We start from the raw sequence: 14592 nt of genomic DNA, 5'->3' as shown, positions 1-14592 counted from the left end.
ATGCACGTCCCCCTTGTCACCGCACACCCCTTCACCCCTTGAGGTCTTCGCCATGACGCGTACTCTCGTCCACCAGTTCCTGCTCGGCGTACCCGGTCTGGCCGGGCTCTGGCTCCTGCTGCTCGCCGTCGCGGCCGTCGGCATCGCCGGCATCGTCGTCCCGCTCCGCCGCAACCGCGTCACCGTGCGGCCGGTGACGCCGGATCTGGAGCGGCTGGCTACGCGTACACGGGAATGGGAGCGCTATGCGGAGGAGATGACGGCGGCCGCGGACCGGGCCACGACGGGCGCGCGCCTGCACCGTGGCAAGTGGCTCGCGGCGCAGGCGGACGTGGAGCGGGCGTGGCGGGTCTTCGACGCCGCCGACCGCGCGGCGGGGCGGCTGACCGCGGCGAGCCGGCTGCCGGTGCCGCGGACCGCGCGCACTCCCGCGGAGTACGCGAGCCGCGAGCGTTTCCTGCACCGCGCGGCGATGGCGGCGTGCTCGCGCAACGAGCTGCCGCTGTTCGCCCTCAGCGACGCCCTCGCCGGCCGCAACGGATGGAACCCGAAGCTGCACCCGGTCGAGCAGGAGCGCGTCCTGCGCCTGGCCGTACGCGACGCGGCGCGCAGCGCGCACGCGGCGAGCATCGAGCGGGAGCGGGCCGCATGGACGGCGGCCGAGGAGGCGCACGAGCGGGCGGTGGGACTGCGCGCCGAAGCCGCGGCGGCGGCGGAGAACGCGCGGGTGCTGAGCCCTCGGCTGCGGGCCTTTACCTTGCCCCTGGGGCAGGGTCGAGGCTTCGTGCATGCCTGAGAACTACGCCGGACACTCCCGTTTCAGCGACCCCGGCCCGTACGCCGGACTGCTCGCAGCCGCCCCGGCCGACCTGGCCGGCGCGTCGGCCGTGGCCCGCAACATCCTGCTGCACTACGTCGGATCCCAGGTCGCGCTGTCACCGGAGCGGCTCGCCGAGATCGACAACCGCTGGGTCAGCCGGATCCTCGCGACCGACCAGGCCCGGCACGCGTACGCGCTGGACGTGCCCCGGCCGCTCGCCGACCGGGTGGCGGGCTGCTGTCGCGATTTCACCCTGCTGACCGTCGCGATCCTGCGGGCGCACGGCGTACCCGCGCGCAGCCGGATCGGGTTCGCCGACTACTTCGAGGCCGGCTTCCACCACGACCACGTGATCGCCGAGGTCTGGGACGGCGACCGCTGGGTACGCGCCGACCCGCAGCTCGATCCGGCCGGGGACTGGGATTTCGACCCGCAGGACATGCCCCCGTTCGGTACGCGTTTCGCCACCGCCGCGCAGGTGTGGCAGGGATACCGGTCCGGCGCCCTCGACCCGGCCCGGTACGGCGTCTCGCCCACGCTGCCGCATCTGTGCGGGGTGTGGCTGATCGGGATGTACGTGTACCTCGAAGCGGCCCACGTGATGCGTGACGAGACGCTGCTCTGGGACGGCTGGGGCGCGATGCCGTCGCCCGAGGACGGCCCCGGAGACGTCGACGGGGAACTCCTCGACCGGCTGGCGGACCTGCTGGTCGCGGAGAAGTACGATGAACTGGGCGAGTGGTACCGGGCGGATGAGCGGCTACGCGTACCGGCCACTGTGGAGTGTCACTCCCCGGCCACCGGCCCCCGTATCGACACCCTGACTCCGCTCTCTTGACCCCGCTCCCTTGACCCCGCTTCTTGAGCCCGCTCCTTGATCCCGTTCGGATCAGGGAAATCACCCGAATCTTGGCCCAAGATTACGTGCGAAAACCTGATCCAAACGGGATCTTGGAGGGGCGCGCCCGGAGGGCGAGACGCGGGGGTCAGGCGCGGGTGGGCCAGTACCAGAGAGGTTCGTCGAGGCGGCCCTGGCCCTCGACGAGCGTCCGGCCGCCCTCCTTGACCAGCTCCCGCAGGGCGAGGTCCACCCCGGCCCGCTCGGCCTCGACCTCCAGCGCCGACGCGAACGCCCGCGCGTGGGTCACCACGAACAGCTGGGTGGTCGCGGCCGCGCCGGCGACCAGCCCCGCCAAGGGCCGCAACAGGTCCGGGTGCAGGCTCGTCTCCGGCTCGTTCAACACGAGCAGCGCGGGCGGCCGCGGGGTCAGCAACGCCGCCACCCACAGCAGGTAGCGCAGCGTCCCGTCGGACAGTTCGGCCGCCGAGAGCGGCCGCAGCAGCCCCGGCTGGCGCAGCAGGAGTTCGAAGCGGGCGTCGTCGGCGCGTACCTCGACCCGGCTGCCGGGGAAGGCGCGGTCGACCGCCTCGTCGAGCGCCGCGTGGTCGCCGATCTCCCGGATCGTCTCCCAGGCCGCCGCGAGATCCGCACCGTCGTGGCTCAACACCGGCGTACGCGTCCCGATCCGGGGTACGCGGGCCGGCGCGTCGCGGTCGGTGCGTACATGGTCGTAGAAACGCCAGGACCGCATCCGCTCGCGTACGCGCAGGACGTCCGGGGCGTTGCCGGGGTCGGCCAGTTCGCTGAGGATGCTGTCGAACAAGGGGACGCGGAGGACTCCCTTGCGCCACGCGCCCTTGTCGTCGCGGAGGCGTACGGACGTGCCGGTCCGCTCGGTGAGCAGGGTCGCCGGCCGCAGCACCGGCCCGGCCCAGATCGACTCGCACTTGATCTCGGGGTCGAGCGCGAAGGCGGACGCCCCGCCGACCGGCGGGCCGAGGTCGAGGGCGTAGCCGAAGTCGTCCCCGGCATAGCCGAGCAGCAGCCGCACCGGCCCCGTACGCACGGTGCCCTGTGCCCGTTTCCCGTCGCGGACGGGCTGTTCCGGGCCGGCCCACAGGGTCGACGGGAGACCGCCCTCGGCGGCGAGCGCGGCCACGGCACCGTCGCGGGCGGCGTCGGCGAGCAGCCGGAGCGCCCGGTAGAGGCTGGACTTGCCGGTGCCGTTCGCGCCGGTGACCACCGTGAGCCGGCCGAGCGGCAGGACCAGGCGACGCAGCGACCGGTAGTTCTCGACCGCGAGGGTCTTGATCACCGGTACAGGTTATCCGGAGTTCTGCCATCACGTCTGTCCGGTTTCATCTATTTTGATGGCATGACGCCGCTGACTACGCGCTTCCGGCCGAACCCGCACGCATGACGGCCGCCGCCGCCCCCGTCCGCTCCACCGCCCGCCGGCTGCTCGCCACCGCCCCGGCGGCGCTGGTCGTCGGCGTCGTCAGCAGCCTGGTACTGCTGCTGCTCACGTACGTCGCGGACAAGATCGAGCACGTGCTGTGGGACGGGCGCGAGGCGTGGTGGTGGCGGATCATCCTGCTGACGGTCACCGGCGCCGCGGTCGGCCTGGTCGTCGTCTTCCTGCCCGGTCACGCCGGACCCGACCCCGCGAAGGAGGGGCTCGGCGGCCCGCCCGTGCCGGTGGGCTTGGTGCCGACGATCCTGCTCGCCGCGGTCCTCGCGCTCGCCGGCGGCGTCAGCCTCGGTCCGGAGAACCCGATCACCATGGCGAACGTCGCGCTCGCGTGCGCGGTCGGCGTACGCCTGACGGGCAAGGACTCGGTCCAGGGCTGGATGGGCCTGGCCATCGCGGGCACCGTCGGAGCGCTGTTCGGCACGCCGGTCGGCGCCGCCCTGCTGCTCTCCGAGATGATCGGCGGCGACCGCAAGCAGCCGTTGTGGGACAAGCTCTTCGCCCCGCTCGTCGCGGCCGGGGCCGGTGCCCTCACGACCGATGTGCTGAACGCTCCCACCATGTCGGTGTCGTTGCCGCCCTACGACACCTTCCACTTCGCCGACCTGCTCACGTCGTCGGTGGTGGGCATGGCCGGGGCGCTGCTCGGTCTCGGTCTCGTCTACGCCTTCCCGTACGCGTACCGGCTGTTCGAGAAGGTGCCGAACGCCTTGCCCCGGCTGGTGGCCGGCGGGTTCGTGCTCGGCCTGCTCGGCGCGGTCGGCGGCATGATCACGCTCTTCAAGGGCGAGGAGCAGATGGGGCAGCTGGTCTCCGGCGCGGCCGGGTACACCACCGCCGGCCTGCTGCTCATCCTCGCGGTCAAGACCGTCGCCCTGCTGACGGCGGCCAGCTGCGGTTTCCGGGGCGGGCGCATCTTCCCGGGCGCGTTCATCGGCGTCGCGCTGGGCCTGTTCGCGCAGCGGCTCATCCCGTCGATGCCGCTGGCCGTGGCGGTGGCGAGCGCGCTGCTCGGGGTCACCATCGCGATCACCCAGCAGGGCTGGCTCAGCTTCTTCCTCGCCGTCGCGATCGTGCAGGACATGAAGCTCATCCCGCTGCTGTGCATCACGATCCTGCCGGTGTGGCTGCTCGTCACCGGCAAGCCCGAAATGATCATCCCGCCTTCGCCGCCGGCCCGCGCCGAACCCCTGGCAGCCGCCGCGGGCAGGCCCGAGGCGCCGGGATGAGCCGCCGGTCCAAGCTGCACACGTTCTTCTCCACCGTGCTGCTGGTGGTGGCGTACTTCGTGGTGCCGGTGGACCTCAGCGGCGGGCCGATCGCCCTCGTCGCCCGCGGCCTCATCACGTGCGTGGGCGTCGCGTTGGCCGCCTGGCTCACCCTCCGCCAGATCGGGCGCCAGCTCGACGGCGGCGACGCGCCCCTGCTCGGCCTGCTGCTCGCCATCATCAGCAGCGTCCTGGTGTTCGCCCTCGCCGACTTCGTCGTCGCCACGACCGAGCCGGGCGAGTTCGCCGAGCTGAACACCCGCATCGACGGCCTCTACTACGCGCTCACCACGCTGGCCACCGTCGGGTACGGGGACGTGCACGCCCAGGGACAGTTCGCGCGCGGACTGATGTGCGTACAGCTGGTGTTCAACGTGGCGATCATCGCGACGGCCGCGAGCGTGCTGGGCCGCCGGCTCTCGGAGAAGGTACGCCGGCGGCGCTCAGGCCAGAACGGCTCGGGCGCGGACGGCCCGGGGTGACCCGCCCAGCTCGCGGCGGCAGGCTTTGTTGAACGCCTGAAGGTCGGGGATCCCGACCGTCGCGGCGATCGCCGGGATGGAGAGGGTCGACTGGCGCAGCAGGTGCCCGGCCTGTTCCAGTCGCCGCCGCCGGACGTACGCGACCACGGTCTCGCCCGTGGCCGCCCGGAACAGCCGCAGCAGGTGGGTCTGCGAGACCCCGGCGTGCCGGGCGATCCCCGCGACCGTCAACGGCTGCCCCAGCCGCGCCTGCACGTACGCGATCGCCACCGCCACGGCCGGATGGGTCTCCGCGCGCTCGGGCGGGACCGCCGGAAGGGTGGCCACCCGCCAGAGCGCGGCCCAGATCTCGGCCGCCACCTGCGCCGGGCGGCGCCCGAACGCTCCGATGGCGGCGTGGAACGCGGCCGACAAGGTCGCGGCGACCGGTCCGGCGTCCTGCATCACCGGCAGGCTTGCCGTCTCCGGTGCGGTCGCCGCATCGCAGACGCCCGGCTGGAAATGGCAGAAGAGATGCTCCGACCGTCCACGATAGACGAAGTCCACCCGCGTTCCCGGCGGGACGAGGCTGACATGGCCGGGCCGGATCGCGTACGCGGTGCCGCCGGCGGTCAGGGTGCCCTCGTAGCTGTAGAGGTGCAACTGCCAGTGCTGCGGCAGCAGGTACGTGTCGCGGTCGGAGGTGACGCCGTGCAGTCCCACACCGACCGCGCTCACGACCGGCGGCCCGGCCAGCGGCAGCACACTCATGGTCGAAAGTTACCAGTAGTGGTGGCTCCAACCCACGCCTGACAGGGGTGCGCCGGGCTAGCGTGAGCGATCACAACCAGACGGGAGCACGAAGATGACCATGCAGAACTGGTTCGCCGAGGCCAAACTGGGCATCTTCCTGCACTGGGGGATCTACGCGGTCGAGGGCGTGGCCGAGTCGTGGTCGTTCTACCTCGGCCGGATCTCCTTCGACGACTACATGCGCCAGCGCGAGGGCTTCACGGCAGCGAAGTACGACCCCGCCGCCTGGGCCGAGCTGTTCCAGCGGGCGGGCGCCCGGTACGCCGTCCTCACCGCCCGCCACCACGACGGGTACGCGCTGTGGCCGACGGCGTACTCGGACCGGCACACGGCGGCCGATCTCCTCGCCCCGTACGCGCAGGCGTTGCGGGACAAGGATCTGAAGGTCGGCTTCTACTATTCGCACTCCGACTGGGCCCACCCCGACTACGCCTCCGTACGCCACGCCGACCCGGCCCTCGTCGTCGACAGCCCCTACGTCACCCCGGCCGGCACGGACGATCCCGAGGCGTGGCAACGGTTTCTCGCGTACCGCGACGGTCAGGTGGGTGAGCTGACGCGCGCGTACCGGCCGGATCTGCTGTGGTTCGACGGCGAGTGGGAGCGGGCCGAGAGCCAGTGGGGTCTCGGCAAGCTGGCGGCCGACATCTACGCGGTACGCCCGGACACCGTCCTCAACGCGCGCATGCTGAGCCACGGCGACTACGCGACGCCCGAGCAGGGCCTGCCGATGCGCGCGCCGGACGGCCCGTGGGAGCTGTGCCTCACGGTCAACGACTCGTGGGGCTACCAGCACGCGGACACCAACCACAAGTCCGTGCGCATGCTCGTGCGCTACTTCGCCGAGACCATCGGCATGGGCGGCAACCTGCTGCTCGACGTCGGCCCGCGCGAGGACGGCACGATCCCGCAGGAGCAGGCCGATCGCCTCATCGGCCTGGGCGACTGGATCCGCCGGCACGACAGCGCCGTCTTCGGCACGGTCCGCGGCCTGCCGCCGGGCCACCACTACGGCCCCAGCACGCTGTCCGCCGACGGCCGCACCCTCTACCTCTTCTGCTTCGATCCGGTCCGCGACGCCCTCGCCCTCCGCGGGCTCCGCACGGGAGTACGCGCGGCCAGCGTCCTCGCCACGGGTACGCGACTGGGCCATCGGGTGACCGGCGGGCACGGCGAGGTCCCCGGGCTGACCTGGATCGACGCTCCCCCGGCGGCCGACGTCGATCCGCACGCGACCGTGATCGCCGTGGAACTCGACGGCCCGCTGGACCTCTACACCGGCCAGGGCCGGGACAGTTGAACAACCGTCTCACACGAACGTGCTAACCTTCCCGGATGGGCAACCGCGAAGATCTCCTCGAAGGCGCCAAGCGCTGCCTCTACGACAAGGGGTACGCGCGGACGACCGCCCGCGACATCGCCACCGCGGCCGGGGTCAGCCTGGCGGCCATCGGCTACCACTACGGGACGAAGGACGCCCTGCTGCACCTGGCGCTGACCGAGGCGCTCGCCGAGTGGGGCGAGGATCTGGCGCGGCTCATGGCCCGGGAGACCGACCCCGTGGCAACCCCGGAGCAGCGGTTCGAGCACGCCTGGGCGGCCGTCCTGGCGTCCTTCGAGCGCAACCGTCCGCTGTGGAAGCTCCAGTTCGAGCTGATCCCCCAGCTCGACGCGAACGAGGAGTTGCGGCAGGCGTTCACGGCCGCCACCGAGGCCGGCCGCCTCGGCCTGGTCGAGCTGTTCGGCGCGTACGGGACCGAGGGGGCGGACCGGTTGCGGCTCGGTGCCCTGTATCAGGCGCTGCTCGCCGGGGTCGCCGCCCAATGGCTGCTCGACCCCGGCGACACCATCACCGGAGCACAGATGCTCGCGGCGATGCGTACGCTCACGCCGGCTCCGCGACCGACTTCGTGATCCCGGGCTGATCCGCCTCGCCGTCGGGCTGGTCGGCCGCCTTCAGGTTGACCGACCACTTCTCCTCGATGCGCAGGAACTTCCAGGCGGCCAGCGCGATGATCCAGGTGACGACGAACAGGCCGACGATCGCGTACCCGACGAAGTTGAGGTCCAGGTCGGCGATCGTGCGCAGCGGGCCCGACTCGATACCGATCTTGTCGGCCAGGATCGAGAGCAGCTCGATGCCGCCGATGATCAGCGCCACGGCCACCGACAGCGCCGTGATCGTGATGTTGTAGTAGACCTTCCGCACCGGCTTCGAGAACGCCCACCCGTACGCGAAGTTCATGAACGAACCGTCGATCGTGTCGAGCAGGCTCATCCCGGCCGCGAACAGGATCGGCAGGGTGAGGATCGCGTACCAGGGCAGCTGGAAGGCGGACGCGCCGCCGGCCAGGACCAGCAGCGAGATCTCGGTCGCGGTGTCGAAGCCGAGGCCGAACAGGATGCCCAGCGGGTACATGTGCCACGGCTTCGAGACGGCCTTGGTCATGCCGCCGAGGATCCGGTTCATGAAACCGCGCTTGTTGAGGTGCTCCTCCAGCTCGGCCTCGTCGAAGTCGCCCTTCTTCATCCGGAAGAAGACGCGCAGGATCTGCTTGAGCACGACCAGGTTCAGGATCGCGATCAGGGTCAGGAACACGCCCGACACCGCGGTGCCGATGAGGCCGGTGGTCTGCTGCAGCGACGACTTGTCGTCGGAGACCTCCCCGGCCAGCGCGCGCACGCCCATCGACAGCAGCAGGCACAGGCCGAACACGACCGACGAGTGGCCGAGCGAGAACCAGAAGCCGACCGAGAGCGGCCGCTGGCCGTCGGCCATGAGCTTCCGCGTGGTGTTGTCGATCGCCGCGATGTGGTCGGCGTCGAACGCGTGTCGCATGCCCAGCGTGTACGCCGTCACGCCCAGCCCGATCCCGAAGACCTGGCCGCCGACGTTGTACTTCTCGGGCGCGATGATTCCCACGAGGGTGAACCAGCCGACGATGTGCAGCGCGGCGATGAACAGCCCCATCCCCCAGAGGCTGCGCTTCTCCGCCCCGCCGAGGCCGCGTACGCGGGCGCGCGCGGTAGGTGGCGCGCTTGTTGTGGTGGTCACGACGATTTCCTCCCCGGAGAAGTCCCCCCTCGGGCACTTCTCATCTTATTGCAACCTAGTGGCAATAGCATTCGAATCGCAAGCGTGTTCGAACGAACTTCACCGGCTGGTTACTCTTGGCGGGTGCTCCCGGAACCGCCGAGTCGCCGGTCGATCGCGTTCGACCTCTTCATATCGATCGGAGTCGTCGGCCTGACGACGCTCGGCGTCTTCATGCGCCAGACCCCGCGTACGCTGATGTGGGCCGGGTTCGTCATGGCGGCGGCGCTGCTGCTCCGGCGACGGCATCCGATGTGGACGATGGCGGCGATCTCGCTGGCCGCGCTGTCCCAGGTGGTCTTCTTCTCGGCGTCCACCGACCCGCTCCCCTATGACCTGGCCGTGCTGATCGGCATGTTCAGCGTGGTCAAGTACGCCCGGCGGCTCGCGGGCGGCTACGTGGCCGCCGTGGTCGTCGGGATCGGCATCGTCATCGAGGTCGTCCGGCACGGCAACGAACAGACCTGGTGGCTGCTCGCCCTCTGGTACCTGGGCGTGTGCGGCGGGGTCTGGCTGATGGCGTACACGATGAGGCAGCGGCGCCTGTACGTCGCGAGCCTGGAGGAGCGCGCGGCGACCTTGGAACGGGAGCGGGAGCATCTGGCCCGGATCGCGGTGGCCGACGAGCGGGCGGCGATCGCGCGGGAGCTGCACGACGTGATCGCACACAGCCTGGCGGTGATGATCGTGCAGGCCGACGGCGCCCGGTACGCGCTCGACGGCGACCCCGACCAGGCGCGCACGGCCCTGACGACGGTGGCCGCGACCGGCCGGGGCGCCCTGGACGACATGCGCCGCCTGGTCGGCGTGCTGCGCGGCAGCCGGCCGGCCGAGGCGGAGGCCGACCGCCGGCGGATCACGCTGGCCGAGCTGACGACGCTCGTCGACGGCGCCCGCTCGGCGGGGCTGAGCGTGGACCTGGACGCGGAGCTGGCCCGGCCGCTGCCGCCCGCGATCGAGCTGGCGGTCTACCGCATCGCCCAGGAAGGGCTGACCAACGTGCTGCGCCACGCCGGCCCGGGGGCCTGCGTGGCGCTGTCCCTCCGGCATTCGGCAGACTCGGTGACCGTGAGCGTCACCGACGACGGCGGCACCGCCGAGATCCCCGCTCCCCGGCTCGCCGAAGGCACCGGGCACGGCCTGATCGGCATGCGCGAACGGGTGGCCGTGCACGGCGGCACGCTCGACGCCGGACCGCGTACCGGGCGGGGCTGGGCGGTCCGGGCGCACATCCCGGTGCTGCCCTCGGAGGTCGCGGCATGAGAGTCCTCCTCGTCGACGACCAGGCGCTGATCCGTACCGGGCTGGCCATGATCCTGTCGTCGCAGCCGGACATCGAGATCGCCGGGGAAGCCGCCGACGGAGCCGCCGCCCTCCGCGAGATCGCCTCCCTCGCCACCGCCGGTACGCCCGTCGACGTCGTGATCATGGACATCCGCATGCCGGTCATGGACGGCGTGACGGCGACCCGGGAGCTGAGCCGCGTACCGGGAGCGCCGAAGGTGATGGTGCTGACGACGTTCGACACCGACGAGGACGCCTTCGCGGCCCTCCAGGCGGGGGCGAGCGGCTTCCTGCTCAAGAACGCCCCGCCCGAAGACCTCCTCAGCGCCGTACGCACGATCGCCTCCGGCGACGCTGTCGTGGCGCCCCGGATCACCCGGCGGCTGCTCGAACGGTTCGCCGGCCAGCTCACCCCGGCCCGCCCGCCGGCCGGCCTCGACCAGCTCACCGAGCGCGAACACGAGGTCGTCCTGCTGGTGGCGGCCGGGCTGACCAACGCCGAGATCGCCGGCAGGCTCTTCCTCGCCGAGGCGACCGTCAAGACGCACGTCGGCCGCGTCCTCACCAAGCTGGACCTCCGCGACCGGGTGCAGATCGTGGTCCTGGCCTACGAGTCCGGCCTGGTCCGCCCCGGCACCCCGTAACCCTGCACCGCCCCGGGCTCCCTCGGGGATTGTGAGGAAAGGGCGGGCGGGGACGGGTGGGGGCGCCAGGGGCGGGCGGCCAGGGCGGCCAGCGCGGCGCCGGTGGCGTTCAGCAGCACGTCGTCCACTGAGGACACACGGTCGAGCCGGAACGCGTACTGGGCCACCTCGACCAGGATCGACAGGGCCGCCGCGAGCGCCAGGACCCGCCATACCGAGGCCAGCGCCCGGAACCGGATCGGGCCGAAGAATCCCAGCGCCGCGAACACCAGCAGGTTGCCGATGATCTGCCGGGCCGCCAGCGGCGGCGGCCCCACAGCGATGATCTTCGACAGGTCGTGCAGCGGCACCAGGCTCACCCGCCCGGTGGCCGCCCCGGCCCGGTGACCCGGGAGCAGGATCATCCACACCCACGGCACCGTCCCGTAGACGATGGCGACCTCCGCCAGCGACAGCCGGACCGCGTACTCGACGCCTCGGGCCTTCCGGCGGCGGGCCAGGGCCCACACCGTGGTCACGGCCACCGGCAGCGCGGCCACGGTGACGAGCACTATCGCGGTGAAGGTGACCATCAGACGTCCGCCAGCGCCGCGACGATCGAGGCGCTGGCCGCCTTGCGGGCGGGCAGCACCGCCGCGAGGCAGCTCGCCAGCGCGGCCAGCGCCATCAGTCCGGCCAGCCACGCCCAGGGCACCACCACGCGCGGATCGATCGCCCGGAACGCCGTCGCCACCACCAGCGGACCATAGATCATCCCGTACGCGATGCCGACGACCGCGCCGACGAGTCCCATGAGGACGGCCTCGACGAGCAGCGTCCCGCGCAGCTGCGCCCGGGTGAGGCCGACCGCGCGCAGGGTCGCCGACTCGCGCGTACGCTCCACGACCGACAGGGACAGCGTGTTCGCGACGCCGAAGAGGGCGATCACGACGGCCGTGCCGAGCAGCCCCGCGAACAGCCCGATCAACCCGTTGACGGCCTTGTCGAGATCGCTGCTCAGGTCGGCGACGCTGTTCACCTGGGCGAGCGGGAACGGCCGGGCCACCGCGTCGATCGCGTCCCGGGAGGCCGTCGGCGCCACGCCCGACGCGGCCTTCGCCATGACGACCGCGTCCGCCGGGCCCGCACCGAGCGCGGTGAGCTGATCCCAGGAGACGAGCGCGGCGAGCTGCCCGGAGCCGGGTATGGTCGTTTTCGCGGTGCCGACGACGCGTAACGAGGTCGCCCGGCCGCCGGCCGTCACGGTGATCGACGGCTGCGGCGTCCCGGGCGGGATGATCACCGTTCCGGTGCCGAGGGCGCCCGCGTCGCCGGTGGTCATGTCGAGCGTGATCAGGCCGCCCAGTGCCGCCGCGTCGACCGCGCCGATCCGCGCCGGTCTGCCGTCGATGCGGACGTCGAGGACGCGTACCTCGGCGACGCCGGCGAACTCCGGGCGGGCGCGGAGGGACCGGGCGAACTCCGGCGGCAGATCGGCGCGCTTGCCATCCTCATAGGACAGTCCGGTCACTGCGTAGTCGACCGGGTAGTGGCCGGACAGCTGGTCCCGGGCGGTCGCCTTGATGCTGGCGAGCACCACGGCGCACAGGCACATCAGCCCGATCGCGATCATCAGCGTGGCCGTGGTGGCCGCCGTACGCCCCGGGTTGCGCCGGGCGTTGGCCACCGCGACGCGGGCCGGGGTGCCCGCGATCCACCGCACCGGTACGCCGACCGCCGCCGTCAGCCGCCCGACGAACAGCGGCGCCGCGACGAGCAGCCCGAGGAAGGCGACGATCCCGCCGGCCACCACCAGGAACGTGCCGGCCTGCGAGTCGGCCGAGTCGTGCCCGGCGACCGTGACGGCGGCACCCGCGGCGACGAACAGGACGGCGACGGCGAGCCGCACGATCCGGCGTACGCGGCCGGTCTCGGTCAGGGGCGCCAGGTCCCGGAGTGCCGCGAGGGGTGCCGTACGCGTCGCGCGTACCGCCGGGAGGAGTGCGGCGAGGACGGTCACGACCACGCCGAGCGTCAGCCCGGCGAGCACCGGGGCGGGCCCGAGGACGATGGAGTGGGCCGGCACGCCGGCGTTGAGCACCCCGTTGAGCAGCGCGAACAGGCCGTAGGCGATGCCGACCCCGGCCAGTACGCCGAGGAAGCCGCCGCCGAGACCGACGACGGCCGATTCGAGGACGGTGGCCCCGAACACCTGCCCGCGGGTCGCGCCGACGCAGCGCAGCAGGGCCGTCTCGCGTACGCGCTGGGCCAGCAGGATCGCGAAGGTGTTGTAGATGACGAAGACGGCGACGACGAGGGAGACGGCTCCGAACACGAGCAGGATGATCGAGAACTGGGTCGCGACCGACGTGGCGTCGTTGGCGAGCTGCTCGCGGCGTTTGTCGCCCGTGGACACCTTGGCGCCCTTGGCCACCGCCGGGCGCACCGAGCCGGCGAGCTTCCCGGGATCGGTGCCGGCGGCCGCGCGTACGACGATCTCGTCATAACCCGTGGCGCCGGTGAGGGCGGCGATCCGCGCGGCCGGCAGGCCCACGACCGACCAGCCGGAGTAGGTCTTCGACACGCCGAAGTCGAGGAGGCCGACCAGGGTGAGCGGATGCCGGGCGCCCGCGCGGTCGAGAACGGTGATCGTGTCGCCGACGACGAGATGCTGATGCCCGGCCGTCTCCTTGTCCAGCAACGCCTCCCCGTCCCCCGCCGGTACGCGTCCCACCACGTCGAACGGGCGCAGGAGCGGATCGCCGTCGGTGGAGACCGCGTACCCGGCCCGGCTGAAGTTGGTGACAGGCTTGCCCTCGCGGTCGAGCAGGGCGAGGGAGTCCGCCAGCCGGCCGTCCGCGGCGGCGACTCCGGCCAGCGCGCGTACGCGATCGAGGTCGGCGAGAGGCAGCCGCTGCCCGCCGGCGAGCACGGACACGTCGACGTTCTTGGCCGTACGCGCGAACGTGTCGAAGAACCCGGCGCGGGCGGTCGCGGTGAAGATGAGCGTGCCGGCGACGAAGCCGACGCCGAGGACGACCGCGATGGCGGTGGCGAGCAGCCGGCGCAGGTGCGTACGCAGCCCGGCGAGGGTGGTGCGGATCATCACGCCCCCAGCCGCTTGAGCCGGTCGAGGACGCTGTCCGCGGTCGGCCGGGCGATCTCGTCCACCAACCGGCCGTCCGCGAGCAGCACGACCCGGTCGGCGTACGCGGCGGCGGTCGGGTCGTGCGTGACCATGACGACGGTCTGGCCGAGCTCGGCGACGCTGCGCCGCAGGAAGTCCAGCACCTCCTGGCCGGTCTTCGAGTCGAGGTTGCCGGTCGGCTCGTCGGCGAACACGACGTCCGGCCTCGCCAGCAGGGCCCGGGCGCACGCGACCCGCTGCTGCTGGCCGCCGGAGAGCTGGTTCGGCCGGTGCCCCAGCCGGTCCCGCAGGCCGAGCACGTCGACGACGGTCGCGTACCACTCGGGGTCGGGGCGGGCGCCGGCCAGTTCCAGCGGCAGCGTGATGTTCTGCGCGGCGGTCAGCGTCGGCAGCAGGTTGAACTGCTGGAAGACGAAGCCGATCCGGGTACGCCGCAACTTGGTCAGCGCGGTGTCGCCCAGGCCGGTCAGGTCGGTCGCCTCGCCCCGGCCGTCGAACAGCTGCACGGTTCCCGAGGTCACCGTGTCCAGGCCGGCCGCGCAGTGCATCAGCGTCGACTTACCGGAGCCGGACGGTCCCATGATCGCCGTGAACCCGCCGGCGGCGAAGGTCACGCTGACCCCGTCGAGCGCGCGTACGGCGGTGTCACCGGTCCCGTAGACCTTCGTCAGGTCGGTCACGGCCACGGCCGGCCGCACAATCGTCTGCATCCCGCCGACGCTAGGCAGCGCGGCCGTCCCCGTCGTCGGGCCTGAGTCGCGATCCTCGT

At 72.2% G+C, this 14592-nt stretch carries 14 protein-coding genes; 8 read left to right on the top strand and 6 right to left on the bottom strand.

Annotated features, from left to right (window positions below; genetic code table 11):
• Positions 1-52: 52 nt before the first annotated feature.
• Together G401_RS46740 and G401_RS0118970 are read left to right on the top strand one after the other, a co-directional pair.
• Positions 53-796, top strand: coding sequence for a hypothetical protein (locus tag G401_RS46740; protein ID WP_051366837.1), 744 nt, complete (start codon positions 53-55; stop codon positions 794-796).
• Positions 789-1658, top strand: coding sequence for a transglutaminase-like domain-containing protein (locus G401_RS0118970; RefSeq protein WP_027343752.1), 870 nt, complete (start codon positions 789-791; stop codon positions 1656-1658). Before G401_RS46740 ends, G401_RS0118970 begins: the two co-directional genes overlap by 8 nt.
• A 148-nt stretch (positions 1659-1806) precedes the next feature.
• On the opposite strand, the gene G401_RS0118965 is transcribed toward G401_RS0118970, so the two are convergent.
• Positions 1807-2976, bottom strand: coding sequence for an AAA family ATPase (locus G401_RS0118965; protein WP_027343751.1), 1170 nt, complete (start codon positions 2974-2976; stop codon positions 1807-1809).
• A gap of 101 nt (positions 2977-3077) precedes the next feature.
• Between G401_RS0118965 and G401_RS0118960 the strand changes: the two genes are divergently transcribed.
• Both G401_RS0118960 and G401_RS46735 read left to right on the top strand, forming a co-directional pair.
• Positions 3078-4361: an ion channel protein gene (locus G401_RS0118960; RefSeq protein ID WP_084557332.1), complete on the top strand. Its 1284-nt coding sequence runs from the start codon at positions 3078-3080 to the stop codon at positions 4359-4361.
• Positions 4358-4882, top strand: a complete 525-nt coding sequence (locus G401_RS46735; protein ID WP_051366836.1) for a potassium channel family protein — start codon at positions 4358-4360, stop codon at positions 4880-4882. Before G401_RS0118960 ends, G401_RS46735 begins: the two co-directional genes overlap by 4 nt.
• Here the strand turns inward: G401_RS46735 and G401_RS0118950 are convergent.
• A complete protein-coding gene (locus G401_RS0118950; RefSeq protein WP_027343749.1) occupies positions 4844-5632 on the bottom strand; it encodes an AraC family transcriptional regulator in 789 nt (262 codons plus the stop codon). The genes G401_RS46735 and G401_RS0118950 overlap by 39 nt on opposite strands.
• A gap of 100 nt (positions 5633-5732) precedes the next feature.
• Between G401_RS0118950 and G401_RS0118945 the strand changes: the two genes are divergently transcribed.
• The gene (locus G401_RS0118945) at positions 5733-6974 is read left to right on the top strand and encodes an alpha-L-fucosidase (protein ID WP_211240775.1); all 1242 of its coding nucleotides are present in this window, start codon (positions 5733-5735) and stop codon (positions 6972-6974) included.
• Between the two features lie 35 nt (positions 6975-7009).
• A complete protein-coding gene (locus G401_RS0118940; RefSeq protein ID WP_027343747.1) occupies positions 7010-7588 on the top strand; it encodes a TetR/AcrR family transcriptional regulator in 579 nt (192 codons plus the stop codon).
• On the opposite strand, the gene nicT is transcribed toward G401_RS0118940, so the two are convergent.
• Positions 7560-8729, bottom strand: a complete 1170-nt coding sequence (gene nicT / locus G401_RS46730) for a Nickel transporter NicT (RefSeq protein ID WP_245601773.1) — start codon at positions 8727-8729, stop codon at positions 7560-7562. The genes G401_RS0118940 and nicT overlap by 29 nt on opposite strands.
• A 123-nt stretch (positions 8730-8852) precedes the next feature.
• On the opposite strand from nicT, the gene G401_RS0118930 reads away from it, so the two are divergent.
• Positions 8853-10031, top strand: a complete 1179-nt coding sequence (locus tag G401_RS0118930) for a sensor histidine kinase (RefSeq protein WP_027343746.1) — start codon at positions 8853-8855, stop codon at positions 10029-10031.
• The gene (locus G401_RS0118925) at positions 10028-10696 is read left to right on the top strand and encodes a response regulator (protein ID WP_027343745.1); all 669 of its coding nucleotides are present in this window, start codon (positions 10028-10030) and stop codon (positions 10694-10696) included. Before G401_RS0118930 ends, G401_RS0118925 begins: the two co-directional genes overlap by 4 nt.
• On the opposite strand, the gene G401_RS46725 is transcribed toward G401_RS0118925, so the two are convergent.
• From G401_RS46725 to G401_RS0118910, 3 genes are read right to left on the bottom strand one after another with little or no spacing between them, the layout of a single operon-like run.
• Positions 10660-11268: a VanZ family protein gene (locus G401_RS46725; RefSeq protein WP_064741795.1), complete on the bottom strand. Its 609-nt coding sequence runs from the start codon at positions 11266-11268 to the stop codon at positions 10660-10662. The two genes, G401_RS0118925 and G401_RS46725, sit on opposite strands and share 37 nt — an antisense overlap.
• Positions 11268-13781, bottom strand: coding sequence for an ABC transporter permease (locus G401_RS0118915; protein ID WP_027343744.1), 2514 nt, complete (start codon positions 13779-13781; stop codon positions 11268-11270). The genes G401_RS46725 and G401_RS0118915 overlap by 1 nt, the downstream gene beginning before the upstream one ends.
• A complete protein-coding gene (locus G401_RS0118910) occupies positions 13781-14533 on the bottom strand; it encodes an ABC transporter ATP-binding protein (protein WP_051366833.1) in 753 nt (250 codons plus the stop codon). Before G401_RS0118910 ends, G401_RS0118915 begins: the two co-directional genes overlap by 1 nt.
• Between the last annotated feature and the right edge of the window lie 59 nt (positions 14534-14592).

Origin of the sequence: Hamadaea tsunoensis DSM 44101 (assembly GCF_000428945.1) — a bacterium.
Lineage (GTDB): Bacteria > Actinomycetota > Actinomycetes > Mycobacteriales > Micromonosporaceae > Hamadaea > Hamadaea tsunoensis.
The sequence above is the reverse complement of the archived record's forward strand: the minus strand, read 5'-3'. Positions and strand labels throughout refer to the sequence as shown.

What these genes read in the sequence shown, in the direction of transcription:
- G401_RS46740 (WP_051366837.1), top strand. Translation starts at nt 53, where the DNA reads ATGACGCGTACTCTCGTCCACCAGTTCCTGCTCGGCGTACCCGGTCTG.
- G401_RS0118970 (WP_027343752.1), top strand. Translation starts at nt 789, where the DNA reads ATGCCTGAGAACTACGCCGGACACTCCCGTTTCAGCGACCCCGGCCCG.
- G401_RS0118960 (WP_084557332.1), top strand. Translation starts at nt 3,078, where the DNA reads ATGACGGCCGCCGCCGCCCCCGTCCGCTCCACCGCCCGCCGGCTGCTC.
- G401_RS46735 (WP_051366836.1), top strand. Translation starts at nt 4,358, where the DNA reads ATGAGCCGCCGGTCCAAGCTGCACACGTTCTTCTCCACCGTGCTGCTG.
- G401_RS0118950 (WP_027343749.1), bottom strand. Translation starts at nt 5,632, where the DNA reads ATGAGTGTGCTGCCGCTGGCCGGGCCGCCGGTCGTGAGCGCGGTCGGT.
- G401_RS0118945 (WP_211240775.1), top strand. Translation starts at nt 5,733, where the DNA reads ATGCAGAACTGGTTCGCCGAGGCCAAACTGGGCATCTTCCTGCACTGG.
- G401_RS0118940 (WP_027343747.1), top strand. Translation starts at nt 7,010, where the DNA reads ATGGGCAACCGCGAAGATCTCCTCGAAGGCGCCAAGCGCTGCCTCTAC.
- G401_RS0118925 (WP_027343745.1), top strand. Translation starts at nt 10,028, where the DNA reads ATGAGAGTCCTCCTCGTCGACGACCAGGCGCTGATCCGTACCGGGCTG.
- G401_RS46725 (WP_064741795.1), bottom strand. Translation starts at nt 11,268, where the DNA reads ATGGTCACCTTCACCGCGATAGTGCTCGTCACCGTGGCCGCGCTGCCG.
- G401_RS0118915 (WP_027343744.1), bottom strand. Translation starts at nt 13,781, where the DNA reads ATGATCCGCACCACCCTCGCCGGGCTGCGTACGCACCTGCGCCGGCTG.
- G401_RS0118910 (WP_051366833.1), bottom strand. Translation starts at nt 14,533, where the DNA reads ATGCAGACGATTGTGCGGCCGGCCGTGGCCGTGACCGACCTGACGAAG.